This window comes from Martinezella sp. CNPSo 3964, from assembly GCF_057784375.1.
Window position 1 is genome coordinate 455,511 of the sequence record NZ_JBXSOW010000002.1, and the last position, 26,173, is coordinate 481,683.

Genomic DNA, 26,173 nt, shown 5'->3' on the forward strand with positions numbered 1-26,173 from the left:
TAGCGGCCGGGCTCGACAAATTACAGCTGGCGAACAGCCACGTCCTCCTCGGCATCGACTGCCAGCGGATTGCGCAGCGGCAGGCCGAATTCGCCAACCTCGATTTCGAAGACATCGCCGACTTCCGGCTTGATGCCTTCGGCAAACGAAAGCGTCGCGGTACCGAACATGTGCACATGCACATCGCCGGGAACGCGGAAGATGCCGTACTTGAAGTGGTGGTATTCAAGGTTCGCGAAGGTGTGCGACATGTTCGCCTCGCCCGACAGGAACGGCTTTTCGAAGATCACCTTGTCGCCGCGCTTGATACGGGACGTGCCGCGAATATCCTCCGGCGCTACGCCGACGCGGATTTCCGGACCGAAGCTCGCCGGGCGCAGCTTGGAATGGGCGAGGTAGAGATAGTTGATCCGCTCGGTGACGTGATCGGAAAATTCGTTCGACAGGGCAAAGCCGATGCGGAATGGCGTGCCATCCTTGGCGATGACGTAGATGCCGGCCATTTCAGGCTCTTCGCCGCCATCGAGCGCGAAGGAAGGCGACACCAGCGCGGCACCCGGAGCCGCAGCGCCATAGCCATTGCCCTTGTAGAACCACTCGGGCTGCACGCCCTTTTCGCCCGCCTTCGGCTTGCCGCCCTCGATGCCCATCTTGAACATCTTCATGGAGTCGGTCAGCGTCTCTTCGGCGGCTTCCGTCGTCTTCTTGTGCATGGAATCGCGCGTTGCAGCCGAGCCGAGATGTGTTAGGCCGGTGCCGGTCAGGTGCAGATGCGCGGCGTCGGGATGCGTGATCGGCGGCAGGAAACGGCCTTCGGCGTAGACTTTGTCGAGATTGATCGCCTCGCCGAGACCATGGGCCTCGATGACCGACGCCAGCGACTTGCCGCTGTCGGCGGCTTCCATTGCAAGCTTGTAGACGCTGCCGCCGTTGACGACGGCCTTGGCAGTTTCGCCGGGATCGTTGCGGACGGCGACGACGATCTCGCCGTTCGAACCCTTTATCTGCGAGATGAGCATGTCTTTCATCCTTTCCTAACAGACAGAGATCGGATGCAGGATCCCGTTCCGGCTCTCATCGAGAGCCGGCTCTGTCATGGATTTGGTTTTAAAAGCCTCGGTTGATCGCTTGAGCGATCAACCCTTGTTCTTGTTGTAGACGTCGATGAACACGGCAGCGAGCAACACTGCACCCTTGATCATCTTCTGGGAGTCCGTCTGGTAGCCGAGGATCGACATGCCCTGGTTCAGCACGCCCATGATCAAGGCGCCGATAACCGCACCCGTTACCTTGCCGACGCCGCCGGAAGCCGAAGCACCACCGATGAAGCAGGCCGCGATCACGTCAAGCTCGAGACCGTCGCCGCCCTTGGCGGTGGCCGAGTTCAGGCGCGTCGCGATGATGATGCCGGCGATACTGGCGAGGATACCCATGTTGATGAAGGTGTAGAAGGTCAGCTTTCGGGTATCGATACCCGAAAGCTTCGTCGCCTTTTCATTGCCACCCATGGCATAGATGCGGCGGCCGATCGTCGTGCGCTGCGTGGCGAAACCGTAGAGGGCGATCAACAGCAGCATGAGAACAAGAACGTTCGGCAGGCCTCTGTAGGAAGAGATCTGGTAGCCGATGAAAATGGTCGCGGCGGCGATTACAAGATTCTGGCCGATAAAGAAGCTGAAAGGCTCGACATCGATGCCATGTTTCTCGTTCACGCTGCGACCGCGCCACGCAAGGAGGAACATCACAATCGGGATGGCAATGGTCAGGAAGATCGATGTCGAATGGATGCCGCCCATGTCCATGAAATCGGGAAGGAAGCCGGTCGCGACGATCTGGAACGCCGGCGGGAACGGGCCGATACTGCTGCCGTTGCCCGTCGTGTTGATGATGGCATAGGTCAGGCCGCGGAAGACCAGCATGCCGGAAAGCGTGACGATAAACGATGGAATGCGATGATAGGCGATGAAATATCCGTGCCAGGCGCCGACCGCGGCCCCCATCAGAAGACAAATGACCGTCGCGAGCGCCAGGTTCATATGCATCTGCACGACCAATACGCCTGCAACCGCGCCAACGAAGCCAACCACCGAACCGACCGACAGGTCGATATGGCCGGCCACGATGACCAGCAGCATGCCAAGCGCCATGATGACGATGAACGAGTTCTGCAGCACGATGTTGGTCAGGTTTTGCGGCCTGAACAGAACGCCGTTGGTGAGATACTGAAACAGCAGCATGATGACGACGAGCGCGATCAACATGCCGTATTCGCGGATGTTGTTGCGGATATGATCGCCGATCGAAACGACGTGGCTGCTTTCTGTGGCTGGGTTGGCCGAACTCATTGTTGTTTCTCCCCTGAGCGCATGATAGCGCGCATGATGCTCTCCTGGCTTGCCTCTGCCTTCGGCAGTTCGGCAACGATTCGACCTTCGTTCATGACGTAGATGCGGTCGCAGGTACCGAGAAGCTCAGGCATTTCCGATGAGATCATCAGAACGCCCTTTCCGTCGGCGGCAAGCTGGTTGATGATGGAATAGATTTCGTACTTGGCGCCGACGTCGATGCCGCGCGTCGGTTCGTCGAGGATCAGGACGTCCGGATCCGAGAACAGCCACTTCGACAGCACCACCTTCTGTTGGTTGCCGCCGGATAGGTTGCCTGCCTCCTGGAAAACACCGGACGAACGGATGCGCAGCTTGGCGCGATAGTTCGTCGCCACCTGCAGCTCGCGTACGTCGTCGATGACCGTTGCCTTGGAGACGCCCATCAGATTGGCAAGCGTCGTATTGTGCAAGATATTGTTCGTCAGAACGAGGCCGAGCTGCTTGCGGTCTTCCGTCACATAGGCAAGACCGGCGTCGATCGCCTTGCGAACGGTGCTGGTATCGACCTGCTTGCCGTCTACGAACACCTCGCCGCTGATCTTGTGGCCATAGGACTTGCCAAAGACGCTCATCGCGAATTCGGTGCGCCCCGCACCCATCAGACCGGCAATGCCGACCACTTCGCCCTTGCGCACATTGACGTTGATATTGTGCAGAACCTGACGATCGCGGTGCTGCTGATGGAACGCATTCCAGTTCTTGACTTCGAAGATCGTCTCGCCGACCGGCACCGAGCGCGGCGGATAGCGGTCAGCGAGCTCGCGGCCGACCATGTTGCGAATGATGATGTCTTCGCTGATCTCTTCCTCGTGGCAGTTCAGCGCCTTCACCGTCATGCCGTCGCGCAATACCGTAATCTGATCGGCCACCTTGCGCACTTCGTTGAGCTTGTGCGTGATGATGATCGAGGTGATGCCCTGGTTGCGGAACTCCATGAGGAGATTGAGGAGAGCATCGGAATCGCTTTCGTTGAGCGATGCCGTCGGCTCGTCGAGAATGAGAAGCTTGACGCTTTTCGACAAGGCCTTGGCGATCTCGACGAGCTGCTGCTTGCCGACGCCGATGTCGGTCACGAGCGTATTCGGAGATTCCCTGAGGCCGACCTTGGCAAGGAGTTGCTTGGTGCGGGTGAAGGTTTCCTGCCAATTGATCATGCCATTGGCGACGACTTCGTTGCCCAGGAAGATATTTTCGGCAATCGACAGAAGCGGAACGAGCGCCAGCTCCTGATGGATGATGATGATGCCGATTTCTTCGGAGTCCTTGATGGTCCTGAACTGGCGGACCGCGCCATCATAGTAGATGTCGCCGTCGTAGGTGCCGGCCGGGTAAACACCCGAGAGCACCTTCATGAGAGTGGACTTGCCGGCTCCGTTTTCGCCGACCAAAGCATGAATCTCGCCCTGACGGACTTTCAGATTGACATTTTCCAGGGCGTTCACACCGGGGAACGACTTGGTGATGCTCCGCATTTCGAGGATGGTATTGTCCATTGTCCGTATCCAACGCCGCGACCGAACATAGCAGACCGCGCGATCGTCTTAAATATCAAAGCCAGGGCTCGCATTTTCGGCGAGCCCTGACCGCTATGTCGGAAGATTACTTCAGCTGATCAGCCTTGTAGTAACCGCCTTCGACGAGGATCTTCTCGTAGTTGGTCTTGTCGACTGCGACCGGGGTCAGCAGGTAGGACGGAACAACCTTGACGCCGTTGTCGTAGGTCTTGGTGTCGTTGACTTCCGGCGTCTTGCCTTCCATCAGGGCGTTGACCATGTTGACGGTGACCTTGGCGAGGTCACGGGTGTCCTTGAAGATCGTGGAGTGCTGCTCACCAGCGATGATCGACTTGACCGACGGAATTTCGGAGTCCTGACCGGTAACGATCGGGAGCTTCACACCGCCGGAACCGTAACCGACGCCCTTGAGCGAGGAGAGGATGCCGATCGACAGACCGTCGTACGGAGACAGAACGGCATCGACGTGAGAGTCGGTGTAGTAGGCCGACAGCAGGTTATCCATACGAGCCTGGGCCGTTGCCGGGTCCCAACGCAGCGTACCGACCTTGTCCATGCCCATCTGGCCGGACTTTACGACCAGCTTGCCGCTGTCGATGTAAGGCTTCAGGACCGACATTGCGCCGTCATAGAAGAAGAAGGCGTTGTTGTCGTCCGGAGAACCGCCGAACAGCTCGATGTTGAACGGACCCTTGCCATCCTTGAGGCCCAGGGCATCGACGATCGAGCCAGCCTGAAGAACGCCAACCTTGAAGTTGTCGAACGTGGCGTAGTAGTCGACGTTGCCGCTGTTGCGGATCAGGCGGTCATAGGCGATGACCTTGATGCCGGCATCGTGAGCCTTCTGAAGAACGTCGGACAGCGTGGTGCCGTCGATCGAAGCGATGACGAGGACCTTGTCGCCCTTGGTGACCATGTTCTCGATCTGCGAGAGCTGGTTCGGGATGTCGTCGTCGCCATACTGCAGGTCGGTGCCGTAGCCGGCAGCCTGGAGCTGCTTGACGATGTTGTTGCCGTCATCGATCCAGCGAGCCGAAGCCTTGGTCGGCATAGCGATGCCTACCGTGCCCTTGTCCGCCGCGAAGGCAGGTACCACCAGCGTAGCGACGCCGAACGCAGCGCCGGCCATCAATGAGATAATGGATTTCATTACTCTCTCCCTTGTTGATAATGTGGCGGACAAAAAATGCCCGCCCGAAACTGCGGCAGGTTCCGTAGAAGGAATGATTTACTTCTAATTGTGAGAAACGAAGTAGGTCTCCTCCACGCTCTCACGGTTTATGAGCTGTACCCAGCGCACAATCGGCAAACTCGTACGATTTCGTATAACTGTCAAATAGAATAACTGGCTAAACATATACCAAGTTTGGTATAATGTTAAAAAATAGTACTTTTTTGCCGATGAATGGGAAATTTGGCCGCTATGGAGAAAATATATAACGATTATGTGAGCGATGGCATTGAGATTCATTCCGACAGTTTTCGCGATGATGCACTGCTGAAAGCCGGTTTGAAGCTCAATCACCTGCGCATGATCGTCACGATCGAGGATCACGGGCAAATCTCCGCGGCCGCTGAGTCCATGAACATGTCACAACCTGCGGCTTCACGCATGCTCTCAGAAATGGAGTCGATTGTCAAAAGCCCGCTGTACGAGCGGGTCGCCAGAGGCGTCATGCTGACCCCTTTCGGCCTCGCGCTCGCCAAGCGGGCACGCAAGATCCTGCTGGAGCTGCGCGAGGCAGGTCGGGAGCTTGGCGCCTTGCGGACCGGCAAGGGCGGCTCGGTCTTTCTGGGAGCGGTGACTGCGCCGGCGATCAGCCTTGTCGTCCCGGCCATCCAGCGCGTGACGCGCACCTATCCCGGCATAGAGATCAATATCGAGGTCGAGAACAGCAATGTGCTCGCGCGCGAACTGCTCGCCGCCCGTCACGACTTCATTATCAGCCGCATCCCGGATGATCTCGATCCGCGCCTGTTCACCGCCCATGAGATCGGCGTTGAAAAAGCCTGTCTGGTGGTTCGCAACGGACATCCGCTGCTTGAAAAGGGTGTTGCCGGCCTGCATGATCTGGCCGGTTACGACTGGGTGTTCCAGCCGCCAGGAACATTGCTGCGACGCAAGGTGGAGGATATTTTCCTCGCCGCCGGCGTGCCGCTGCCGGAAAATGTCGTCAATACCTCGTCCCTGCTTCTGACGCTTGCGGTGGTCTGCAAGACCGATGCGATCGCGCCGATCGCGCTCGACATGGCGCAATTCATCTGCGGACAAACGTCTCAGGCCGGAGAATCCTCTATCCTGCCGATCGATTTCGATATCGACGTCAGGCCCTACAGCCTGATTACAGCCCGCGAACGCGCCATGCCGCCGAGCGCGCGCCTGCTGCATGACATGATCCTGGAAGAGAGCCGCCATCTCTCGCCGACATAAATGCAAGCCATAAGCTCCGCGCCAACTTCCACTCCTATGAAGCTTGGCGTGGAGATCACGCATGCTGTTCAAGCAATCATTGTTTCAATCCGTGCTCGACCGCCTCGACAGCGAAGAGGAGGTTTCAGAACAGGAAGAGGCCGCGCATCGCATCCGCGGCCTGAATGTCAGCTTTGCAGCAACGGTGCTGGGTGGCGAGACGCCCGAGACGCAACGGCCCGACGAAGCCTATCGTGATAACCTTGGCGATCCCATCATTTTGCCTGAAATTGAGCCGGAGCCCGAACCTGCGCCGCAGGCACCACAGCCGCCGGTCATGCCAGAACATCTGGCCCGAACGTCGCGGGAAGAGGTCGCTGCCGAGCTCGCAATCACCACCGACCTCACGCGCGAAGCCCTGCAGGAAAAACGCCGCAGCTTCGCCAAGGCCAATCATCCAGACAGCGTCGCCGCCCTTTTCCGCGAACAAGCGACGACGCGCATGACGCTCGCCAACCAACTGATCGACGAAGCCATACGCCGCCTCAGGCGGTGATTATTTCTTGTCCTCCGATGGTGGCTCATCATCTTCGCCGGCATCGTCCTGTGGGTTTGCTTCGCTTGCCGCTTCGGGCGGTTGCGGCTTGAAATTCAAGAGCAGCATCCAGGCCGAATAGGCGCCGAGCGCACCCGACAGCATCGCCCAGAATGGCTGCGAACCGAGGGTTTCGACGGCTGCCCAACCAAAGCAGACGGCCACGATGAGGATGCGCACCCAAAGTGGCTTGTAGAGCGGATGGCTGGGATCAATCAGTTGCATGGGTCTCTTTTGCCTGTTCAAGAAGACATGTCTTTAGCGCATCATCAGGAAAATTGTGAAGCCGTCCGGATAAAATAAGGTTTCGCAGGTGGATTTCGGCTAAGCCGATATCGAACAGCGATTTTGAGAATTGTGAAGTCCATGCGGCTTGACGTCGCCGCCGGAAAATGGAATGAAAATTCCATAGAAATTTATATTCGGTCCATTTATTCCGAATCCAGGGAGGTAGAAATGACTGTCAGATTTGGTCTGCTCGGTGCTGGACGCATCGGCAAGGTGCATGCGAAAGCCGTCAGCGGTGATGCCAACGCCAAGCTGGTCGCCGTCGCGGATGCGTTCCCCGCGGCTGCGGAAGCGATCTCGGCCGCCTATGGCTGCGAAGTGCGCACCATCGAGGCGATCGAAGCTGCCAAGGATATCGATGCCGTCGTCATCTGCACGCCGACCGATACCCATGCCGATCTCATCGAGCGCTTCACCCGTGCCGGCAAGGCCGTCTTCTGCGAAAAGCCTGTCGATCTCGACGTCGCCCGCGTCAAGGCCTGCATCAAGGTCGTCGAGGAAACCAAGGGCAAGCTGATGGTCGGCTTCAACCGCCGCTTCGACCCACATTTCATGGCGGTGAAGAAGGCCATCGACGAAGGCCGCATCGGCATCGTGGAGATGGTGACGATCACCTCGCGCGACCCCGGTGCCCCGCCGGTTGACTACATCAAGCGCTCCGGCGGCATCTTCCGCGACATGACGATCCATGATTTCGACATGGCGCGCTTCCTGCTCGGCGAAGAGCCGGTGGCCGTGACCGCAACCGCCGCCGTACTGGTCGACAAGGCGATCGGCGAAGCCGGCGATTACGACAGCGTTTCCGTCATCCTCCAGACGGCATCCGGCAAGCAGGCGATCATCTCCAACTCGCGCCGCGCCACCTATGGCTACGATCAGCGCATCGAAATCCACGGCTCGAAGGGCATGGTATCAGCCGAAAACCAGCGCCCCTTCTCCATCGAAGTCGCCAATGGCGATGGCTACACCCGCCCGCCGCTGCATGATTTCTTCATGACGCGCTACACGGAAGCCTATGCCAACGAGATCGCAAGCTTCATCGCTGCAGTCGAAAAGGGCGGCGCCATCACGCCGTCGGGCACCGATGGCCTGGCCGCGTTGAAGCTGGCGGATGCCGCTCTGCAGTCGGTCAAGGAAGGCCGCCTGGTAAAGATCGACTAAGCAATCCCGGTTCCCGCAGGGAATACGGTTCTCCCAAGAAGTCCGCCGCGAATCGCTTCGCGGCGGACTTTTTTATGCCCGCTTCGCCTCGGAGTTCGATGGTACTCCTGCGGAAACATCTTGCGAATCACATAAGTCTATGCTTATCTGTCCTCATGATAGAGAATGAGATATTCCGGGCTTTGGCCGATCCGACCCGCCGCGCCATCTTCGAGAAGCTGGCGACAGGCGGCATGAACGCCAGCGCCCTGCGCGAAGGTGTTGATATTAGCCAGCCGGCAATGTCCCAGCATCTTGCTGTCCTGCGGAGTGCCGGACTGGTCAGGGAAGAACGACAGGGGCGTTTCGTGAATTACGAAGTCGATCCGGAGGGGCTTACCCTCATTGCCCAATGGTTGGCGAAATACCGCGCCTACTGGCCCGCCCGCATCGAAGCTCTCGAGGTCTTGTTGAAGGATATGGACCAATGAACCATCCGAATATCCCCTCGCGGAAAAACGCCATCGAACTGCAATATGAATTCAGCGAGCCGCCACAGAAGGTCTGGCGTGCAATCAGCACCCCCGAGCTTCGGGAAAACTGGCTGCCGAAGGAAGCTTTGGCTGAGCCCGAGGCAATATCGATCACACCGGGCGAAGAGGTCCGCTACAGACTGCGGGACGACACGCCGCCTTTCCTCGAAAGCACCGTGACTTTCAAAATATCTTCGAATGCAAACGGCGGCACGAGCCTGCGGATCATCCATGAACTTGATGATGTGCGGCTTCGCGAAGCCGAGAGGACTGCGGCAAACAACAACAGCCTGACCGTCATGCGCGCCGCCTGACGCGCCAAATCTAGCAACAATTTCAAGAACATTGGAGGTCGCCGATGCGCGAAGCGATGCAACTCGTCCCTATGGTCGTGGAACAATCCAGCAGAGGAGAGCGGTCCTTCGACATCTATTCCCGCCTGCTGCGCGAGAGGATCATCTTCCTGAATGGCGAGGTGAACGATGACGTCTCGGCCCTCGTCTGCGCGCAACTACTGTTTCTTGAGGCCGAAAATCCCAAGAGACCGATCCATCTCTACATCAACTCCCCCGGTGGCGTGGTGACCAGTGGTCTCGCGATGTACGATACCATGCGCTACATTCGTGCGCCGGTGTATACACTGTGCATGGGCACGGCTCGTTCCATGGGCTCGTTCCTCTTGATGTCGGGCCAGCCGGGCGAGCGCAGCGCACTTCCAAACGCCAGCATCCATATTCACCAGCCATTGGGCGGCTTCCAGGGACAGGCATCGGACATCTTTATCCACGCTGAAGAAATGAGACGAACGAAGCATCGCATGACGCGGCTTTATGCCGAGCATTGCGGTCGTTCCTATGAAGAGTTCGAACGTGCCATGGACCGCGACCATTTCATGACGGCGGAGGAGGCTTTGGAATGGGGCCTGATCGATCGCATCCTGCAGGTCCGCGAGGATGATCAGCCTCTGGGCTTGACGGATTGATCGAGCTGGCGAAGCAGCGGTCGGGCACATGCCCACGTCCTGCCTTTATCGCCTCTCAACCCGCCTGATCGCGCAACTCCACGACCGAAGCTCCCCTCTTCACGATATCATTGTCGATGATCGAAAATGCGCGGTTCAGATGTCCTTCGAAGACGAGCGTCGGCTCGTCGACGATAACGCGCAGCTCCGGCATGCCCTCCATGCGCACGACATGCGATTCCGCCAAACCTTCCGTTATGCCCTCGATCAGCAGATCGTAGTAGCGTACGCCCGGACCCGTGATGACGATCGGCATCCGCTCATGCAGGCTCAAGACACGCGAAAGGCCATTGCCGAGCGCCAGGCCGGCCTGGCGAAAAGCCAGCACGTTGCGACGCCCGCCCTGGCGTGCACTAGCCGCGATCTTGTCGAGCTCGGCGATTGGCACAAACTTCGCGGGGATCGTGTCAAGCGGCACGTCGAAGGCCGTGCGCAGCATGGCGTAGAAACCGGCATAGGCCTCGATACATCCCCGCGCGCCACAGCGACAAAGACCGCCGCCCGGCACATGCATCATATGCCCGAAATTCGGCGCCGATATTTGGTGATTGCCTTCGTGGTCTCGCCGCACGATGCCAAGCCCGATGCTGTGACCGAGTGACAGCGCCGCCATCGCGCGGAAATCACCATGCTTATTGGTCTCCTCCTGCCGCCCCAGGGCCGCAGCCACCAGCAGGGTCTCGTTGCCGAGAATGATTTGCGCCGACCATTCGTCGCGAAGCACGGCGGCGAAATCGATTTCCTCACGCCCGAAGATCGGCGACCAGCGCAGCACCGGCTCGGACGCATCGACGAGCCCCTTGCTGCTGATCGAGATCATCAGCACCTTGTCGCGCGGCAATTGCGAGCGGGTGACGATGCGGCTCAAGGCATCGCGCAATCCGGCCACGAAGCGCTCGACGCCCGTGGCGTTCTGCTGCCTGTCCTCGGTAAAGCGGTCTATCAGCCGGCCGGTATAGTCGACGAGGGAATATTGCACGGCATCCGACGAAATGACGACGACGATCAGATAGCCGCAATCGCGCCGCTGCGAAAACAGTACGCGTGGCCGGCCGCGGCCGCTGCCAGCCTGTTGTTCCGCCTTTTCGATGATCTGCGCCCGCTCCAGATCCGCCGTGATGACCGATACGGTCGCGGAGGAAAGCTTGGTGAAATCAGAAAGCTCGGTATGGGCGAGCGGGCCATGCCGACGCAGCGCCGACAAGACCAAAGCGCTGTTCTTTTGACGGACCAATTCGGTGCTCGATTTGGCCAGCATTGGCAAACTCCCTGCTCATTCAACCCTCCTCCTCCGCAGCCCGTAATAGCTTTTTCGGATGACCGATGAAACCTGGCAGTGCGGGTGTTGACAGCTGAAAAAATCTCTGACACTAAATTTCTCGACTGTCGAGAAAAAAGTCCAAAGCTTTTCTTGTCAGCATTTTCGCCGCGGCCGACGGGAGTTCAGGATACGTGCGGTCGCATTCAATCGGGAGGATCACATGAAAGCTTTCATCAAGCTGGCTGCGGGCGCGGCCATCGTTTTGACCATGCAGACGGCTGCCTTCGCCAAGGATCTCGTCGTCGGCGTTTCCTGGTCGAACTTCCAGGAAGAGCGTTGGAAGACGGATGAAGCAGCCATCAAGAAGGCGCTCGCAGCAGCCGGCGCCAAGTACATTTCCGCCGACGCCCAGTCGTCCGCTTCCAAGCAGCTGACGGACGTCGAGTCGCTGATTTCGCAGGGCGCCAATGCCCTCATCATCCTGGCGCAGGATTCCGACGCCATCGGCCCCGCCGTTGAAAAGGCTGCCGACGAAGGCATTCCGGTTGTCGGCTACGACCGCCTGATCGAAAATCCGGCCGCCTTCTACATCACCTTCGACAACAAGGAAGTGGGCCGCATGCAGGCTCGCGAAGTTCTGAAGGCAAAGCCGGAAGGCAACTACGTCTTCATCAAGGGCTCGTCGTCTGATCCGAACGCCGACTTCCTCTTCTCCGGTCAGATCGAAGTGCTGAAGTCCGCCATCGACGCCGGCAAGATCAAGAACGTCGGCGAAGCCTACACGGACGGCTGGCTGCCGCAGAACGCACAGCGCAACATGGAGCAGTTCCTGACCGCCAACAACAACAAGGTTGACGCGGTCGTCGCCTCCAACGACGGCACCGCCGGCGGCGCTGTTGCTGCCCTCGATGCCCAGGGCCTCGCAGGCTCCGTACCGGTTTCCGGCCAGGATGCCGACAAGGCAGCCCTGAACCGCATCGCGCTCGGCACGCAGACCGTTTCGGTCTGGAAGGACTCGCGTGAACTCGGCAAGCGCGCCGCTGAAATCGCCCTTGCTCTTGCCGGCGGCAAGACCCAGGACCAGATCGACGGCGTCCAGACCTTCAACGGCGGCCCGAAGCATGTCGCAATGAAGTCGGTCTTCCTGACCCCGATCCCGATCACCAAGGACAACCTGAATGTCGTCATCGACGCAGGCTGGATCTCCAAGGCTGAAGCCTGCCAGGGCGTCAAGGCCGGCAGCGTCGCTGCCTGCAAGTAAGCACCCGGGTTGAAGGGTTGACCCGAAGATAATGCCGACGCCGCAAGGGGCTCTCCGTTGCGGCGTCGAATGCGGATGAGAGGCCCGCAACCAAGCCCAGAATGGGAATGAAGGCCTCCCGCATGTGTTGCGTCATCGCATATCCGATCGACCTGCCGGACGGCGGTCGTGGAACCGGGAGAAACCGGATGGGCGAGCGATGACGTCTATTGTGACCAGCGCGGATACTGCCCAGCGATCAAGAAAGAGCATTCGCGGGCCTGCGCCCAACAAGTGGGAGAACGGCAAAGCGATGGCCGACATGACACATTCCACAACATCGAGCGGTCCGCGCAAGGCAGAGGAAGGTGCGTTTACGCGCTTCCTGCGCGCGACCGAAATCGATACGCGCCTGCTTGGCATGATCGGCGCGCTGCTGATCATCTGGATCGGCTTCGACGTCTATACGGGCGGCCTCTTTCTGACCCCCAGAAACCTCTGGAACCTTTCCGTCCAGACCTGCGAGATCGCGGTGCTGGCGACCGGCATGGTGCTCGTCATCGTCACCCGCAACATCGACCTTTCCGTCGGCTCCCTGCTCGGTTTCGTCGCCATGATCATGGGTGTCATCCAGGCGAAGTACCTTCCCACCTATCTCGGCTTCGACAGCTCCTGGACCTGGGTCATCACGCTGATCTGCGGCCTCGTCGTCGGCACGCTGATCGGCACCTTCCAGGGCGTCATCATCGCTTTCCTGAATGTCCCCTCCTTCATCGTCACGCTCGGCGGCCTTCTCGCCTGGCGCGGCCTTGCCTGGTACGTCACCAGCGGCCAGACTGTTGCGCCGCTCGATGCCACATTCCGCATCATGGGCGGCGGCGCCGAAGGCTCGATCGGCGCAACGTGGAGCTGGATACTCGGCGCGCTCGCCTGCGTGTTCATCGTTCTCGGCATTATCGGCGGACGCCATCAGCGCAAGCGCTTCAACTTCCCGCGCCGACCGCTCTGGGCCGAATATTTCCTCGCCATCCTCGGCTCCGCCCTCGTCCTCGTCACGATCTACGTCTTCAACATCTATTACTGGCCGGTCGGCATCGCCAAGAAATATGCGACAGAACACAATATCCCCTGGCCGGAAACCGGGCTCGATATCCCCTACGGCATCGCGGTACCCGTGCTGATCGCCGTTGGCATCGGTATCATCATGACCTTCATCGCCACCCGCCTGCGCTTCGGCCGCTATGTCTTCGCGATCGGCGGCAATCCGGAAGCAGCGGAACTCGCAGGCATCAAGACCCGCTGGGTGACGGTGCGGATCTTCGCGCTGATGGGCTTGCTTGCAGCCGTCGCTGCAGCTATCTCCACGGCCCGCCTGAATGCCGCCGCCAATTCGCAGGGCACGACCTACGAACTCTTCACCATCGCTGCGGCCGTCATCGGCGGCACGTCGCTGGCCGGCGGCAGCGGCACCATCGCCGGCGCCATGCTCGGCGCATTGGTCATGCAATCGCTGCAATCGGGCATGGGTCTCGCCAATGTCGACACGCCGATCCAGAACGTCGTCGTCGGCGTCGTGCTCGTCATCGCCGTCTGGCTCGACATCGTCTATCGCTCGCGCGCCAAGTAAAAGGAATTCTGAACCATGACGGATCAAACCACTCCGCTTGTGGAAATGAAGAACATTTCCATCTCCTTCGGCGGCATCCACGCGGTCGACAACGCCTCGGTAGACCTCTATCCCGGCGAAGTCGTGGCACTCCTCGGCCATAACGGCGCCGGCAAGTCGACGCTGATCAAGATCCTCTCCGGCGCCTACAAGCGCGACAGCGGCGATATCCTGATCAACGGTGAACCCGCCGATATCCGCAGCCCGCGCGATGCCAAGAAATACGGCATCGAGACGATCTACCAGACGCTCGCCGTCGCCGACAATGTCGACGCCGCCGCCAACCTCTATCTCGGCCGCGAGCTGCAGACCCGCTGGGGCACGCTCGACGACGTCGCGATGGAGGCCAAGGCACGCGAAGTGATGGGACGCCTCAACCCCAACTTCAAGCGCTTCAAGGAGCCGGTGAAGGCACTCTCCGGCGGCCAGCGCCAGTCGGTCGCGATCGCCCGCGCCATCCTCTTCGATGCCCGCATCCTGATCATGGACGAGCCGACGGCGGCACTCGGCCCCCAGGAGACGGCGCAGGTCGGTGAGCTGATCAAGCAGCTGAAGAAGGAAGGCATCGGCATCTTCCTCATCAGCCACGACATACACGACGTCTTCGACCTCGCCGACCGCGTCTCGGTCATGAAGAACGGCCAGGTCGTCGGCCACGCCCGCACCGAAGACGTCACCAAGGACGAAGTCCTCGGCATGATCATCCTCGGCAAGGTGCCGCCAAAGGCCACCCCCGGCCCCGGCGCCATGAAGGAATGAGCCGAAATCGCCGATGACGACAAGGCCGCGCGCCAAAAGCCCGCGGCCTTCCCCACCAAAACGTCCGATCTCACGCTTTCCTGAATTTTCCGCATTGAAGCCAAGCGCTTCCTAGGCTAAGAACCAGCCATCGGACAGGCGATTCAAAACCGCCACGGCATGCACCCGTAGCTCAGCTGGATAGAGTGTTGGATTCCGATTCCAAAGGTCACAGGTTCGAATCCTGTCGGGTGCGCCATTTTTTCCTAGTAATTTCAATAGCCTGCAGGATCTGCACACCATGCAGGATTCGAACCCAGAGCTAACGGTGTCACTAAGTTCGACTGTCGTCCCCAATCTCGTTTCGCTCCTTCAACCATGCATCGCGCTCATAGTGGTATTTAATCGCTCTCTCGCCTTTGGCGGTTAGACGCCATTTTGTTTTGCGGAACAGCTTGATGAAGCCATTTTTGCTCAGCGTCTTGAGCGCCTGCTTGTCGAGCTTCTCGTCTGTACCGTTTGCTATTCTTCGGATCGTCGCGACCGCTCGCTCGGACAGGCGTTCCGGGCCATACCAATCATAGCCGTGCTCTTGCTGATATTTCCATGCGTCGTATTGGGCGAGCCGGTAAGCTTCGAACTGGCCAATCATGCCATTGCCGAGATCCGAATTTTGCCGATCTGTTATAGTGCATTTGAGCTGCTCGATAACGGCATGCTTCATGCCGCGCTTGGCTGCTAACTTGGCATCGGTACCGTCATTAGCCCATCGTTCGCGATCTTCGGAAAATACGAATCTTCCAGTTTCGGCGACGTTTTCTTGCTCAGTGATATCGATCGACAAAGCCTTATGTAAAATGTCCTCTACCTGCTCCGCCCCACCTTCTCGACGATATGCTTGAATGCGCTCATGCGCGACCTCAACGCTGCGCTCAAGAGCCTCCAGCGGCGCCGATTCATCAATGGTGCACAATATATCGAAGGCTAACGACTTAATTGCTCGGATTAAGCGATCCCTCGGCTTTTCAGCGGTAATGATGGTCGAGGTAGACTTTCCTTTGTTTCTCGTAGCAGCGTTCTTGATGGCGGCCTTCATTGAAGCTTGCGACAACACCTCCCCCGACATACGAGCACCTTCCGCCTCGATAGCACCTTCCGGCGCGACGTAAACGCGGACGCTATCTGCTCCGATACCCACCACATCATCAAGACTATGCAGCGAGATGTAAGGACTACGATTCTTGAGTAGCCGCTTTACCTCCGTCTCGCCGTAGTTAAGCATCTCAAAATACTGAATACTTTGCCGATGACTTTGCTCTGCCCGCGCGATATTCCAGTCCGTCCATTCCTTGTACTGGGGTGGCGTTTTGCGGCGCTCCAATACATAACAAATGTCGACATCCGAGAAGCTCATACCCTTTTTGTCGAGAGCGCTGCCAAATAATCTAATTTCGTTGACGAAGTAGCAAAGATCGCCATTGGCGTTGATCTCTCTCACTCGCTCTAAAAGCTCAGCCAGGAGCCTGTCAACCCGGGTGCGATCAATGCGTTTGAGCAGACTAGCATTCGTAAAGCGGGTACCTACGGGACCTAAGCGATAATACATGCCGAGCGAGTGCCAGCGCGTATCCGGCTGAGGAGCACGCTCGAGAATCCCTTGCTGCTGCAGAGTATCGCATAGCCATTCGGCATGGGTTGCAGAAATCTTGAGATGATCTCCCAATCGCTCGACGCTCCATCCATGATCGTTAATATCGTGGCGGTTCATCTCTCGGATTGCGTCCCGCACAATCTTGATTGATAGCCCAGCGATCTGCGTAGTTCGGTCGAGATTCAATCGTTTCTCCGTGCGGATATCTGTAAATTGCTTCAGGCTCATCTTTCGTTTTCGTGGAGGCGAGAACTGACGCTGGGCAACGGCGCAGCTGGCGATGTCTCCTCAGGGCGCAACAACTCCGACAGAGCTTTAGGGTTGTAACGATCGATGAGTTGGCGAACGCGACGCACACCTCCAGCGTCTATGGAAAAGCCAGCATTGCGCAGGTTTTTGGCGGTATTCCGATTTATGTGCTCTCTGGAGGGGACCGGCCCAGACGGCTTCTTCGAAGAGGCGTGTAAAAGTGCCGCGACGAACATCTCGAGCGAAAAGCCGTAGATCTCAGCCATACCGGCAAACTCAGCCCGGTCGCGCCTATCCTGCGCGACCGCTGCATCCCGCTCACGGCGAGCATTGAGTTCGGCAGCATCCTGGATGCTCCAGGCCACGACACGATGAAGTTCACGCCGGTACGGAGAGGAATCAGCGTCATCCACCTCATCTTGGACTTTAAAATCAAAGGCGTTGACTGCAGTGACTTCGAAGTTGCGTGCAAGCTGTTCGAGTAGACCCTCATAGGCTGCGCGCACAGCACAAATCAGGATGGAGTCGACAACATCGGCATTGTAAATCGCATAGGGGCCATAACTGTCGCATGGCTCCGGCCGAAGATTCCCCACTCCTCGGATGTACATGAGCTCATTGGAAGGGCGGCTGTAGAACGTCGGCTCTTCATCACCGGTGAACCAATGAAAATCTGGCGGCTGGTGCCATTTTCTATGGGTAATCAGATTGAAGTAGCTATGATTGGTTCGATGCCAATCAAATTCCGTGTCTCTCCAGCCACCTGGATGCCACCGCACAGACAAATTGTTCATCTTGGTAATATGCGCTGACAGCTCGATGCGCGGCTTGGTAGATCGATCCTGTTCAAGACGCGATCGAATTTGCGCAAGATCTAAGGTTTGCCAATTGGCGAGTTGCGCAAAGGCCTTGCCCGGGTGGTCGCTCAGCCACTCGATCAGGTCGGAAAGAACGGTCTCCCTGTTTGGCGGTCTGGAGCAGCTCTCAATGTCATCGATATCTAGACCGAGGCGGCCGAGTTCCATTAACATATGGGAAACGTACGCGCCGACAGATCTAGCTGTTATCCCGTCGTACCAGCTAATCGGGCGGAACAGTTTTATTCGAGGCGGCAGTTTGGATTGAGAAGCACGCTTTGAACCCCTGTGACCTAGTGTTTTGGCCATCGCCTCGTACCTATTACCTTTTCTTTTAAGAATATCCATTTGGATCATTAGCGCAACCATGAATTGTCTACCGGGCGCCAAGAAATCGGGTTATCGAAAATCCGCGTAGGGCCGGTGTGGGCTACAAGGCGGGCTTCAACATCCGAAGCTGATCTCAGAAATGAGTAGGCATAGTGACGACATAGCGATGCTCAGTTTCATCCTCTCCTGTGCACCATTTTTATTCACGCCCACATGCTGAGCTAATGCAGATCGCTGCTGCCACTGCAACGAGTTCAGGGCCATGGATATTTAGAGGTTTATCTGCTCGACCAACGAACGAGCTGGTCCAGCTATGCCAGACGGCCAAGGGCAACATCATGTTTGTCTGAGTGATTTTCGCGAAGAAGTAACTCCCGCGAGACTCAAGATGCTGTCGCATATGCCTGGCAGGAACGCCGATATCTTTTCGGCGGAGCGATCTGCTGTCAGCTTACAGAGCGCGCGGGCCGCAACGCTGATCATATCAGCCATTCATGGGTGCGATAATAACATACGCGTTCTCGCTTTCATCCTGCCGGATGCGCGATGAAATGCTCCTTGCCCGCCAGTTTCGGCCTGAAAACTTGACAAGAATATCGTTACGGCAGGAGCTTTCCTTCCGTAACGATATTGCGATCCGAAGAGGCCTGGCGGCTGATTTGTAATGATAATCAGCCTGCTTCCAGCTCAGTGGTTCTTGTTCGGGCCCTTGCCCGTAGAAAAGCTGCAGGTCTTGATCTTGCAGCTGGGATCGTCGCTCGTCGGCACACTGGCGCTGGCCATCGAACCCTGTCCGAGGCAAGCCATCGAATTGGACACCGTCCGGTTGTACATCATCAGGCCCGGATGGTGTGAGGGGTATCTCAGCACGATCGATCCCTCCTGAGCCACCTTTTCATGCACGGCGGCGCAGGTCATCGACTTGGAATTATAGGCCGACATGGCCATCGCATTCGTGGAGAACATTCCAATTGCGGCAAGTATGATGATCGTCTTCATGGGGCTTCCTTTGGTCGCGCTGAAGGGCGCTATCGAAAATGAGATAGTCGTTGATTAGCATTGGATTTATGACAATGAGCCGACTTCCCTTTATCGGCTGTTTGACCACTGCCAAGCGTGACCCGGCGCCCGTTTGGGGACGAATGCGCTGGAGGTCACGATGCACCGCATGGTGCCTGTCGGCAGGATGCGGGCCGAACGGAGATTTAAAAATCGTCCGTCAAGATAGATAAGGCCCGATATGAAGACCGGGCCTCATTTCTGTGAAGGTCAGCCTGAGCCGAAAGTCTTAGAAGGTCCGCTCGAAGCGCAGGATACCCGAGAAGGTATCGTCGCCTGGCAGATCATAGTGAACGTAGGTGAATTCCGGCTCGACCAGCAGGTTCTTGACCGGGTTGAACTTGACGTTGGTCGTGGCTTCGAAAATCTTCGAGTCGGTATAGGCAAGCTGAACATTCCACTTCAGCTTGTCGTTGATCGGAACGCCGACGCCGCCCCAGACGGCCCAGTCGCCCCAGCCGCACTTCGCACCGTGAACGACGCCATCGGAGGTCGTGCAGGCAGACACGTTCTGGTTCGAGCCGGCATACTGGTTGAGCTTGTCACCATCGGTGTTCCAGCCGCCCATCAAGAAGGCCGTGAGAAAGCCGAAGTCGGCGTCGACACGAGCCTTGATGGCGCCTTCCTCGACGATCGAGTCATAGCCGCCGACGACCTTGAAACCGAACATGCCGGCCTTGTAGCCGAGGCCCGCGACAACGTTCGGAGCGTAGTGGTCGGCCTTCGAAAGCTGCCAGCTGCCTCCGTAGGCGCTGGTGGTGGTGCCGGAGTTGCTGTCTTCGAGCGAGATGACGCCCGTGAAGCCGGTGCCGCTGTCATAATTATAGGTCAGCTGGTTCAATTCATACGGACCGTCATAGATGACGTCGTCCTGGATCACGTCGCCGGCATAGCCGACGAACTGGTTATATTGCGAGTCCGTCTTGCCGACAGTGAAACCGCCGAGAGTGATGTAGGCCCACAGCAGGTTCGTGGAGGTCGAACCGCCGTCGTTCCAGTCCCAACGAACGATGGTTTCGGTCTTCAGCGGACCATATTCGGTGTCGGTCGCGGTATTGAGATTGAGTTCGGCGCGGGTATGCCACTTGGTGCCGAAGTTGCTGTCGCGATTGTAAGGATCTTTCCACTGGCCTTCGGTGCGAACCTTGCCGCCGACCCGCAAGCAGGTCTCCGTGCCGGGTATGAAGAAATAGCCAGCGCCGAACGCGTCGCAGATGCGCACATATTCCAGCGGCTCCGGTTCGGCGGCAACGATGGCGTCAGCCGCGTGAGCGCCGGATACGACACAGAGGGCCGCAGCCGAGCCGATAAGCAAGCTCTTGATGTTCATGGTAACTCCATTCTTCAAATGAACTTGCGCGACAGACGAACCTGGGGGCCGTTCGAGGTCAAGTTTCAGTGGCTAGTCCGAAGCACGACGCTTCGCTTCCGAGCAGGAAGTTGTGACTGAGATCTCGCTTTTACAAGGATCGAAATGAGGGGCCGAACGTATGTGACAGCATGTACATATACTGTGTTGCCTAAACGACGCACATGTGTATGAACGATGACAGATACATGACAAAAGGCAGCAAATAGAGGTGGTTTGCCAGGCACTTCGCGAGGATATCGCGAGAATATAATGCCAGATAGGATGCTGGACTGACCGAGATAAATCTTGGTAGAATTCGAGCTACGCAGACAGCATATCCACCCATGGCAAATCGAGGCAGGATCATCATGCCGAAGATCGATGTTGCAGCCGTGCCGGAAATCAAAGGCACGCGTTATCCCGCTCCATTCAACGACCCTTGCACAGAGCGCATCCGGCAGCGGCTGGGCAATGCCGGCGGCCTCAAGGATTTCGGCGTCAATCTCATGCGGCTGCCGCCGGGCAACTGGTCGAGCCAACGACACTGGCATTCGGAGGAGGATGAATTCGTCTACGTGCTGGAAGGTGAGCTGACGCTGGTCGAGGACGATGGCGAAACCATATTACGCGCGGGCGATTGCGCCGCCTTCCCGAAGGGTTCCGACAACGGCCATCACATGATCAACAAGTCGAGTACCACAGCCATCTATCTCGAGGCCGGCTCGCGTTCGCCGACGGACCTCATCACCTGTTCGGACGTTGACATGATGAGCTCCAGCACGGATGGGCGTTTCGTACACAAGGACGGCATGCCCTACCCCGACGGCTAAACCGGTTCGTCCGCATCAGCCGCAGTGATCCGGTACGAAAGAAGATGCGTCGGCGCGCCATGCAGCATGATTTCGCGCTCGAAACCGAAGCCGCATTTTTCCAGCACGCGCCGGGAGGCGACATTGACAGGACGCACAAGGCCGACGACGCGCTTTGCTTGCAGGTCGTGACAGGCGAAGGCCAAAGCCTCCCGCACCAGTTCAGTCGCATAGCCGCTTCCCCAATAATCGGGGTGCAGGTGGTAGGAGAGATTGAGCCCGTCGAATTCCGTCGAAACGGTAACGCCGCCAAAGCCGATCAGCCGGTCATCCGTTTCGATCGCCCAACGCCCGAATCCATTCAAGCGCCAGTGCGCGCGATCACGGGCCAGCCTTCGCGCACTTTCCGTCGGAGAATCCGGCGTCGGATCGGGCCGGTGAGCAACAAGTTCTGGCCGGGCAAAGAGTGCGGCCACGAAATCCAGATCCCGCTCCTCCGGCATGCGCAGGACCAGACGCTGGGTTTGCCGGATCATGGCGATTGCTTTCCTTGGGGATCAGACGGCTTCGGCCAGAGGTAGCGGCTCATAACAGCAGGCATCCGTGGAAACACCCATGCGGCACCCACTCGCCTCAAGCGCTTCCTTCACGACATCAACGAAAAGGCGGCGGAACCACACCGAGCGGCTGTCGGCTTGATCGACACGCCGATAAAGCATGGTCACGGGATCAGCGGGCAGTTCGAACGGCGGCTCCGAAATCGTCAGATCGTGCAATTGCGCCATGCAGCGGGCAATGGCTTCGGGAACCGTCGCAATGGCCGGAATGGCCCGCAGCGTCGTCGGCAGCGCGGAAAAACGGGGAACCGTCGCCACGACCTGACGACGATGGCCGAGGCGTGCAAGAGTGACATCGACGCCCGTCGATGTGGCGCCTTCCAGCGAAACGGTGACATGCGGCGCGGTCGCGAAGTGCTTCAGGCTCAGCGGTGTGGCACATTTCAGATGCCGACCATCGTAGATGCAGAGCGAAGCCTGGTCGAACAGGGGAGCCCGAACATGCCAGGAAGCTGGCTCGTCATGCACCGAGATGCTGAAGTCGAAGGCGCCCTCGTCCAGCAGCCGCACGGCGTCACGCCGGTCGAACGCCACGCTGGTCAGCCGCGCGTGCGGTGCGAGCTGACGCAACCGCGCCACCAGCGGTCCGAAGAAGGACGATTCGAGATTATCGCAGAGCCCGACGCGGAACTCGCCGTGCCAGTTTGCCGGGTCGAAAGCTGCCGGCGGGCGAATGGCGCGCTCGATGCCGGACAGCGCATCCTCGATTGCCGGCGCGATCGAAAGCGCCCGTGGTGTCGGCTGCAAACCGCGCCCGACGCGCACGAACAATTCGTCGCCCAGCGTCTCGCGCAGCCGGCGGAGCGCTGCAGAAAGGCCCGGCTGACCGAGCAGCAACCGCTCGGCCGCACGGCTCACATTCCGCTCCTGCATCAGCACGGAGAAGGCGAGCAGCAGATTGAGATCGATTTTTCGAAGTGTCGCATCATTCATCATCACCAGTAATACCTGACATGGTTACTATCAATTTGCAATAGGGTTTGAAGATGTACATTTTCTCGTTCCCTGCCGCTTTCAACCTCCCAAGAGGTGGCAGCCTAGAAAGGAACGATCCCGATGACTTCTTCCCAAACTCGAAGCGGGGCGGGATTGGCGTTGCTGCTGCTATGCGCCGCCAATTTCCTCGACGCCATGGACGTCTCCACCATTGGGGTGGCCCTGCCCGCAATCCAGAAAGAACTCGGCATGCAGGCGACCTCGCTGCAATGGGCCGTCAGTGCCTATGTGCTCGGCTATGGCGGCTTCCTGCTGCTCGGCGGCCGCGTCGCCGATCTCTTCGGCCACCGCCGCGTCTTCCTATGGTCGCTCGCCGTATTTGCCGCGGCCAGCATTGCTGGTGGTTTCGTCGATAGCGCCCCGACCCTGATCGCCGCACGCCTGATCAAGGGCATCGCTGCCGCCTTCACAGCTCCGGCCGCCCTCGCTCTCCTTCTCTCCGTGTTCGGCGAAGGCAATGCTCGCGCCAAGGCGCTCGGCGTCTTCTCCTCCACCGGTGCCGCCGGCTTCGTGCTCGGCATGGTGCTGGGTGGAGCGGCGACCCTCATCAGCTGGCGCGCGACGCTCGTCATGGGCGCACCCGTCGCCATCCTGGCGCTGATCGTCGCCCCGCTCGTCCTGCCGGCCGACCACAAACGAAACGGCCCGCACGCCCGCTTCGACTGGGCGGGTGCCTTGACGATCACGCCTGGCCTGCTGCTCTTCGTCTTTGGCGTCACCAATGCCGCCGCCGATGGCTGGCAGGCCTTCGCGACCTGGGGCTCGCTCCTTGCCGCGTTGATCCTGATCGTGCTGTTCCTGGTCGTGGAATCGCGTCATCACGATCCGATGGTGCCGCTTGCCATGTTCCGTCGCACCAAGCTCAGCCATGCCAATGCCGTCGCTGCGCTGTACCAGGGAGCCTATGTCGGCTTCCAGTTCATTGCGACGCTCTATTACCAGACCGTCGTCGGCTGGTCGGCCTTTGCCACCGGCTTTGCCTTCGCCATTGGCGGCACCTGTGTCATGTTCCTGGCACCGCGCTTTGCGACGATCGGCCAAAACCGCGGCACGACCCTTCTCATGACCTTCGGCGTGGGATTGCAGGCCATCAGCTATCTCTTCTGGGTACTGTCGGCCGGGCATATCGATACGATAGTGCTTGTCGCCATCTCACAGCTCCTGCTCGGCGTCGGCTATGCCATGACCTATCCCTCAATCCAGGTCGCGGCCCTCTCCGACGTTGGTGACGATGAATCAGGCCTGGCTTCGGGCATGCTGTTTGCTTCCTTCCAGATCGGCGGCGGCATCATCCTGGCGGCGGCATCAGCCGTCTTCAGTGCAGCTCCAAACTTCGGCTGGAACCCTTACATCGCCGGCATCGGCTTCGTGACGATCCTTGCCGCTGCCATCACCCTGCTGGCCGCGGTCGGTCCGCGTTCATCCGCTGCAAGGGCCGCGAATTATCAGGCTGCAGAATAGCTCAAAGCAAGATGACCCGCCTCGCGGGCGGGTCAATCCTTTCCGGCGCCTGCAGCTTCGACGGCACGGCGCATCAGGAAATCACGCTCCCTCTGATTTTCAGCAAGCGCGGCTGCCGTCTCAAAGGCTCGCCGCGCTTCGTCGTATCGACAGAGCTTGAAAAGAAGATCGCCGCGAACGCTCGGCAGAAGATGATAGTCCTTCAATGCAGGCTCATCGCGGAGGCTTTCAATGATCTCCAATGCCGCCTCAGGACCTTCGGCCATGCCGACGGCGACGGCGCGATTGAGTTCGACGATCGGGGATGGAACAAGCCCGGCAAGTTCTGCATAAAGATCGGCAATCCGCGTCCAATCGGTTTCATCGGCCGTTCCCGCTCTTGCGTGACAGGCGACGATCGCGGCTTGCAAGGCGTAGGCCCCGCCAACACCTCCAAGCTCCTGCACCCGTCGCAAGGCCTGCAGACCCCGCTGGATCTGCAGTCGATCCCAGCGGTCGCGGTTTTGATCGAGCAGTAGAATCGGATTGCCGTCAGTATCGGCCCTTGCCGCCGCGCGGGACGCATTCAGCTCCATCAAAGCCAGCAGCGCATGTGCTTCCGGCTCCTGCGGCGCCACGGACGTCAATATTCGCCCCAGCCGTAGCGCCTCGTTGCATAGTTGCAGCCGCAGCCAATCCTCGCCGCGTGCAGCCGTATAGCCCTCGTTGAAGATCAGGTAGACGACCTCCAGCACCGAGGCCAGGCGCTGCGACAGCTCCTCACCGTGCGGCGTCTCATAGGAAAGCCCCGATTCCGACAATGTTTTCTTGGCGCGGACGATCCGCTGCGCGATCGTCGCTTCCGATACGAGAAACGCTCTGGCGATTTCCTCGGTCGTCAGGCCGCAGATCATCCGCAAAGCCAGCGCCACCCGTGCCTCGCGCGAGATCAGTGGGTGACATGCCGTGAAGATCAAGCGCAGCATTTCATCGCCGATATCGTCATCGAGAGGGGTATCAAGATCGGGCATGATCTGCTCTTCCTCCTCCATCTCTCGAACGATCATCTCGTGCTTCTGATCGAGCATTCGCCGACGACGCAAATGGTCCAGCGCCCGACGCCTGGCCGTGGTCATTAGCCAAGCTCCCGGCCGCTCGGGGATGCTGGTCTGCGGCCATCGCTCCAAAGCCACGATCAGTGCTTCTTGAGTGAGATCCTCCGCCAGCGGCACGTCGCGCAACAATCGCGCCAAGCTGGTGATGAGCCGCGGTTGTTCGATCCGCCAGACGGCCAGTATCGCTCGATGAGTGCCGGCGGCCGTCAAGGCCGCCCGCCCCGGTTACGAACAGAGGGCATCATGCCCTTGCTTCGGCGAGCGGATCGCATACATCCTCAGCACTCGGGTCAAAATAGGCGCGTACTTCACATGTGCCTTCCCAGCTGGGCATGAAATCCTTGTGCAGCTGCATGAATTCGACCGCCAGTGCGACGGCCTCCTCCTTGCTCTGCAGCTCGAAGATGGCATAACCGCCGACGACCTCCTTGGCCTCGACGAAGGGACCGTCGATAACGCTGAGCTTACGATCCTTGATCGTGACGCGGGCGCCGGTCGCAAGCGGCATCAGCCCCGCCGTATCGATCATGCGGCCAGCCTTGATTTCCCGGTCGGCGAGCTTGTGCATGGCTTCTAAAAGCTCCGGCGTCGGATGCATGTGGTCGCGAGAGGTGACGATAGACATGAAACGCATGGGAAGTGTCCTCCGGAAGCGAGGTGCGGCACCATTGCCGCTCAACAAGCCCGCTCATATTGACGACGAAGCAGCCCTCTGGAAATCGACAGTCGTTTCGAAAAAATTCGGATCACGGCCGAATATCGGCAAATTCCACTCCCGGCCCGTTCATCTCATCGGCAACGGCATTCCTCCGACCGCCTTATAGACGAAACACCTGGATCGAGCGAGCCGACAGCCTATCGCTTCGTTTTGTTGACTTCCCATAACCGTTGCAAGATGGTGAGGCG

General features: G+C 58.8%; 25 protein-coding genes and 1 tRNA gene. 12 read left to right on the forward strand and 14 right to left on the reverse strand.

The annotated features are described in order from the left end of the window. Window positions 1-20 precede the first annotated feature (20 nt). The 4 genes from araD1 to chvE form a co-directional block, all read right to left on the reverse strand. Window positions 21-1,019 (reverse strand): AraD1 family protein, encoded by a 999-nt coding sequence (gene araD1 / locus AC13Q5_RS08805; protein WP_488501451.1) that lies wholly within the window; start codon window positions 1,017-1,019, stop codon window positions 21-23. A gap of 117 nt (window positions 1,020-1,136) precedes the next feature. Continuing rightward, the gene (gene mmsB / locus AC13Q5_RS08810) at window positions 1,137-2,345 is read right to left on the reverse strand and encodes a multiple monosaccharide ABC transporter permease (RefSeq protein WP_075851230.1); all 1,209 of its coding nucleotides are present in this window, start codon (window positions 2,343-2,345) and stop codon (window positions 1,137-1,139) included. Then, on the reverse strand, window positions 2,342-3,880 hold the full coding sequence (gene mmsA, locus AC13Q5_RS08815) for a multiple monosaccharide ABC transporter ATP-binding protein (protein WP_075851231.1): 1,539 nt from the start codon (window positions 3,878-3,880) through the stop codon (window positions 2,342-2,344). Before mmsA ends, mmsB begins: the two co-directional genes overlap by 4 nt. 106 nt (window positions 3,881-3,986) lie before the next feature. After that, on the reverse strand, window positions 3,987-5,051 hold the full coding sequence (chvE, locus tag AC13Q5_RS08820; protein WP_075851233.1) for a multiple monosaccharide ABC transporter substrate-binding protein: 1,065 nt from the start codon (window positions 5,049-5,051) through the stop codon (window positions 3,987-3,989). A 273-nt stretch (window positions 5,052-5,324) separates the two neighbouring features. Here chvE and AC13Q5_RS08825 point away from each other — a divergent pair, with 273 nt between their 5' ends. Both AC13Q5_RS08825 and AC13Q5_RS08830 read left to right on the forward strand, forming a co-directional pair. Further along, the gene (locus AC13Q5_RS08825) at window positions 5,325-6,332 is read left to right on the forward strand and encodes a LysR family transcriptional regulator (protein WP_075851235.1); all 1,008 of its coding nucleotides are present in this window, start codon (window positions 5,325-5,327) and stop codon (window positions 6,330-6,332) included. A gap of 61 nt (window positions 6,333-6,393) precedes the next feature. Further along, window positions 6,394-6,867 carry a hypothetical protein gene (locus AC13Q5_RS08830; protein ID WP_457878990.1) on the forward strand — a complete coding sequence of 158 codons (474 nt, stop codon included), beginning with the start codon at window positions 6,394-6,396 and terminating at the stop codon, window positions 6,865-6,867. Here the strand turns inward: AC13Q5_RS08830 and AC13Q5_RS08835 are convergent, their stop codons facing one another. After that, the gene (locus AC13Q5_RS08835; RefSeq protein ID WP_075851239.1) at window positions 6,868-7,131 is read right to left on the reverse strand and encodes a hypothetical protein; all 264 of its coding nucleotides are present in this window, start codon (window positions 7,129-7,131) and stop codon (window positions 6,868-6,870) included. Between the two features lie 231 nt (window positions 7,132-7,362). On the opposite strand from AC13Q5_RS08835, the gene iolG reads away from it, so the two are divergent. The 4 genes from iolG (at window position 7,363) to AC13Q5_RS08855 (ending at window position 9,849) form a co-directional block, all read left to right on the forward strand. Further along, the gene (iolG, locus tag AC13Q5_RS08840) at window positions 7,363-8,355 is read left to right on the forward strand and encodes an inositol 2-dehydrogenase (protein ID WP_075851876.1); all 993 of its coding nucleotides are present in this window, start codon (window positions 7,363-7,365) and stop codon (window positions 8,353-8,355) included. A gap of 155 nt (window positions 8,356-8,510) precedes the next feature. Continuing rightward, window positions 8,511-8,825 (forward strand): ArsR/SmtB family transcription factor, encoded by a 315-nt coding sequence (locus AC13Q5_RS08845; protein ID WP_075851240.1) that lies wholly within the window; start codon window positions 8,511-8,513, stop codon window positions 8,823-8,825. Further along, window positions 8,822-9,181 carry an SRPBCC family protein gene (locus tag AC13Q5_RS08850; RefSeq protein ID WP_075851242.1) on the forward strand — a complete coding sequence of 120 codons (360 nt, stop codon included), beginning with the start codon at window positions 8,822-8,824 and terminating at the stop codon, window positions 9,179-9,181. The genes AC13Q5_RS08845 and AC13Q5_RS08850 overlap by 4 nt, the downstream gene beginning before the upstream one ends. Before the next feature lie 44 nt (window positions 9,182-9,225). Beyond that, a complete protein-coding gene (locus tag AC13Q5_RS08855; protein ID WP_488501452.1) occupies window positions 9,226-9,849 on the forward strand; it encodes an ATP-dependent Clp protease proteolytic subunit in 624 nt (207 codons plus the stop codon). 55 nt (window positions 9,850-9,904) lie between these two features. On the opposite strand, the gene AC13Q5_RS08860 is transcribed toward AC13Q5_RS08855, so the two are convergent. Further along, window positions 9,905-11,146: an ROK family transcriptional regulator gene (locus AC13Q5_RS08860; protein WP_075851245.1), complete on the reverse strand. Its 1,242-nt coding sequence runs from the start codon at window positions 11,144-11,146 to the stop codon at window positions 9,905-9,907. Window positions 11,147-11,369: 223 nt separating this feature from the next. Here AC13Q5_RS08860 and xylF point away from each other — a divergent pair, with 223 nt between their 5' ends. The 4 genes from xylF to AC13Q5_RS08880 all read left to right on the forward strand — a co-directional run bounded on the left by xylF (window position 11,370) and on the right by AC13Q5_RS08880 (window position 15,052). Further along, window positions 11,370-12,410: a D-xylose ABC transporter substrate-binding protein gene (xylF, locus tag AC13Q5_RS08865; protein WP_075851247.1), complete on the forward strand. Its 1,041-nt coding sequence runs from the start codon at window positions 11,370-11,372 to the stop codon at window positions 12,408-12,410. A 292-nt stretch (window positions 12,411-12,702) separates the two neighbouring features. Beyond that, entirely contained in the window at window positions 12,703-14,016 is a 1,314-nt protein-coding gene (locus AC13Q5_RS08870; RefSeq protein ID WP_075851248.1) for a sugar ABC transporter permease, read from the forward strand. Between the two features lie 15 nt (window positions 14,017-14,031). Continuing rightward, window positions 14,032-14,814 (forward strand): ATP-binding cassette domain-containing protein, encoded by a 783-nt coding sequence (locus AC13Q5_RS08875; RefSeq protein WP_069612788.1) that lies wholly within the window; start codon window positions 14,032-14,034, stop codon window positions 14,812-14,814. A gap of 161 nt (window positions 14,815-14,975) precedes the next feature. After that, window positions 14,976-15,052, forward strand: a tRNA-Arg gene (locus AC13Q5_RS08880). Between the two features lie 75 nt (window positions 15,053-15,127). Here the strand turns inward: AC13Q5_RS08880 and AC13Q5_RS08885 are convergent. The 4 genes from AC13Q5_RS08885 to AC13Q5_RS08900 form a co-directional block, all read right to left on the reverse strand. Further along, complete coding sequence (locus AC13Q5_RS08885) at window positions 15,128-16,672, reverse strand: nucleotidyltransferase domain-containing protein (protein WP_488501453.1); 1,545 nt, start codon at window positions 16,670-16,672, stop codon at window positions 15,128-15,130. Continuing rightward, window positions 16,669-17,907 carry a hypothetical protein gene (locus AC13Q5_RS08890; protein WP_488501454.1) on the reverse strand — a complete coding sequence of 413 codons (1,239 nt, stop codon included), beginning with the start codon at window positions 17,905-17,907 and terminating at the stop codon, window positions 16,669-16,671. The genes AC13Q5_RS08885 and AC13Q5_RS08890 overlap by 4 nt, the downstream gene beginning before the upstream one ends. 660 nt (window positions 17,908-18,567) lie before the next feature. Next, window positions 18,568-18,879, reverse strand: a complete 312-nt coding sequence (locus AC13Q5_RS08895) for a hypothetical protein (protein WP_488501455.1) — start codon at window positions 18,877-18,879, stop codon at window positions 18,568-18,570. A gap of 289 nt (window positions 18,880-19,168) precedes the next feature. Next, the gene (locus AC13Q5_RS08900) at window positions 19,169-20,269 is read right to left on the reverse strand and encodes a porin (protein WP_488501456.1); all 1,101 of its coding nucleotides are present in this window, start codon (window positions 20,267-20,269) and stop codon (window positions 19,169-19,171) included. Window positions 20,270-20,658: 389 nt separating this feature from the next. Here AC13Q5_RS08900 and AC13Q5_RS08905 point away from each other — a divergent pair, with 389 nt between their 5' ends. Beyond that, window positions 20,659-21,120, forward strand: coding sequence for a cupin domain-containing protein (locus AC13Q5_RS08905; protein WP_488501457.1), 462 nt, complete (start codon window positions 20,659-20,661; stop codon window positions 21,118-21,120). On the opposite strand, the gene AC13Q5_RS08910 is transcribed toward AC13Q5_RS08905, so the two are convergent. Continuing rightward, window positions 21,117-21,635 carry a GNAT family N-acetyltransferase gene (locus AC13Q5_RS08910; protein WP_075851273.1) on the reverse strand — a complete coding sequence of 173 codons (519 nt, stop codon included), beginning with the start codon at window positions 21,633-21,635 and terminating at the stop codon, window positions 21,117-21,119. The genes AC13Q5_RS08905 and AC13Q5_RS08910 overlap by 4 nt on opposite strands. Before the next feature lie 21 nt (window positions 21,636-21,656). After that, on the reverse strand, window positions 21,657-22,652 hold the full coding sequence (locus AC13Q5_RS08915) for a LysR family transcriptional regulator (protein ID WP_488501629.1): 996 nt from the start codon (window positions 22,650-22,652) through the stop codon (window positions 21,657-21,659). Between the two features lie 120 nt (window positions 22,653-22,772). Between AC13Q5_RS08915 and AC13Q5_RS08920 the strand changes: the two genes are divergently transcribed. Beyond that, a complete protein-coding gene (locus tag AC13Q5_RS08920) occupies window positions 22,773-24,173 on the forward strand; it encodes an MFS transporter (protein ID WP_075851277.1) in 1,401 nt (466 codons plus the stop codon). A gap of 32 nt (window positions 24,174-24,205) precedes the next feature. Here the strand turns inward: AC13Q5_RS08920 and AC13Q5_RS08925 are convergent, their stop codons facing one another. Beyond that, window positions 24,206-25,477, reverse strand: coding sequence for an RNA polymerase sigma factor (locus AC13Q5_RS08925; protein WP_488501458.1), 1,272 nt, complete (start codon window positions 25,475-25,477; stop codon window positions 24,206-24,208). 31 nt (window positions 25,478-25,508) lie between these two features. Then, the gene (locus AC13Q5_RS08930) at window positions 25,509-25,901 is read right to left on the reverse strand and encodes a YciI family protein (RefSeq protein WP_075851279.1); all 393 of its coding nucleotides are present in this window, start codon (window positions 25,899-25,901) and stop codon (window positions 25,509-25,511) included. Between the last annotated feature and the right edge of the window lie 272 nt (window positions 25,902-26,173).

What these genes read in the sequence shown, in the direction of transcription:
- araD1 (WP_488501451.1), bottom strand. Translation starts at nt 1,019, where the DNA reads ATGCTCATCTCGCAGATAAAGGGTTCGAACGGCGAGATCGTCGTCGCC.
- mmsB (WP_075851230.1), bottom strand. Translation starts at nt 2,345, where the DNA reads ATGAGTTCGGCCAACCCAGCCACAGAAAGCAGCCACGTCGTTTCGATC.
- mmsA (WP_075851231.1), bottom strand. Translation starts at nt 3,880, where the DNA reads ATGGACAATACCATCCTCGAAATGCGGAGCATCACCAAGTCGTTCCCC.
- chvE (WP_075851233.1), bottom strand. Translation starts at nt 5,051, where the DNA reads ATGAAATCCATTATCTCATTGATGGCCGGCGCTGCGTTCGGCGTCGCT.
- AC13Q5_RS08825 (WP_075851235.1), top strand. Translation starts at nt 5,325, where the DNA reads ATGGAGAAAATATATAACGATTATGTGAGCGATGGCATTGAGATTCAT.
- AC13Q5_RS08830 (WP_457878990.1), top strand. Translation starts at nt 6,394, where the DNA reads ATGCTGTTCAAGCAATCATTGTTTCAATCCGTGCTCGACCGCCTCGAC.
- AC13Q5_RS08835 (WP_075851239.1), bottom strand. Translation starts at nt 7,131, where the DNA reads ATGCAACTGATTGATCCCAGCCATCCGCTCTACAAGCCACTTTGGGTG.
- iolG (WP_075851876.1), top strand. Translation starts at nt 7,363, where the DNA reads ATGACTGTCAGATTTGGTCTGCTCGGTGCTGGACGCATCGGCAAGGTG.
- AC13Q5_RS08845 (WP_075851240.1), top strand. Translation starts at nt 8,511, where the DNA reads ATGATAGAGAATGAGATATTCCGGGCTTTGGCCGATCCGACCCGCCGC.
- AC13Q5_RS08850 (WP_075851242.1), top strand. Translation starts at nt 8,822, where the DNA reads ATGAACCATCCGAATATCCCCTCGCGGAAAAACGCCATCGAACTGCAA.
- AC13Q5_RS08855 (WP_488501452.1), top strand. Translation starts at nt 9,226, where the DNA reads ATGCGCGAAGCGATGCAACTCGTCCCTATGGTCGTGGAACAATCCAGC.
- AC13Q5_RS08860 (WP_075851245.1), bottom strand. Translation starts at nt 11,146, where the DNA reads ATGCTGGCCAAATCGAGCACCGAATTGGTCCGTCAAAAGAACAGCGCT.
- xylF (WP_075851247.1), top strand. Translation starts at nt 11,370, where the DNA reads ATGAAAGCTTTCATCAAGCTGGCTGCGGGCGCGGCCATCGTTTTGACC.
- AC13Q5_RS08870 (WP_075851248.1), top strand. Translation starts at nt 12,703, where the DNA reads ATGGCCGACATGACACATTCCACAACATCGAGCGGTCCGCGCAAGGCA.
- AC13Q5_RS08875 (WP_069612788.1), top strand. Translation starts at nt 14,032, where the DNA reads ATGACGGATCAAACCACTCCGCTTGTGGAAATGAAGAACATTTCCATC.
- AC13Q5_RS08885 (WP_488501453.1), bottom strand. Translation starts at nt 16,672, where the DNA reads ATGAGCCTGAAGCAATTTACAGATATCCGCACGGAGAAACGATTGAAT.
- AC13Q5_RS08890 (WP_488501454.1), bottom strand. Translation starts at nt 17,907, where the DNA reads ATGATCCAAATGGATATTCTTAAAAGAAAAGGTAATAGGTACGAGGCG.
- AC13Q5_RS08895 (WP_488501455.1), bottom strand. Translation starts at nt 18,879, where the DNA reads ATGAAGACGATCATCATACTTGCCGCAATTGGAATGTTCTCCACGAAT.
- AC13Q5_RS08900 (WP_488501456.1), bottom strand. Translation starts at nt 20,269, where the DNA reads ATGAACATCAAGAGCTTGCTTATCGGCTCGGCTGCGGCCCTCTGTGTC.
- AC13Q5_RS08905 (WP_488501457.1), top strand. Translation starts at nt 20,659, where the DNA reads ATGCCGAAGATCGATGTTGCAGCCGTGCCGGAAATCAAAGGCACGCGT.
- AC13Q5_RS08910 (WP_075851273.1), bottom strand. Translation starts at nt 21,635, where the DNA reads ATGATCCGGCAAACCCAGCGTCTGGTCCTGCGCATGCCGGAGGAGCGG.
- AC13Q5_RS08915 (WP_488501629.1), bottom strand. Translation starts at nt 22,652, where the DNA reads ATGATGAATGATGCGACACTTCGAAAAATCGATCTCAATCTGCTGCTC.
- AC13Q5_RS08920 (WP_075851277.1), top strand. Translation starts at nt 22,773, where the DNA reads ATGACTTCTTCCCAAACTCGAAGCGGGGCGGGATTGGCGTTGCTGCTG.
- AC13Q5_RS08930 (WP_075851279.1), bottom strand. Translation starts at nt 25,901, where the DNA reads ATGCGTTTCATGTCTATCGTCACCTCTCGCGACCACATGCATCCGACG.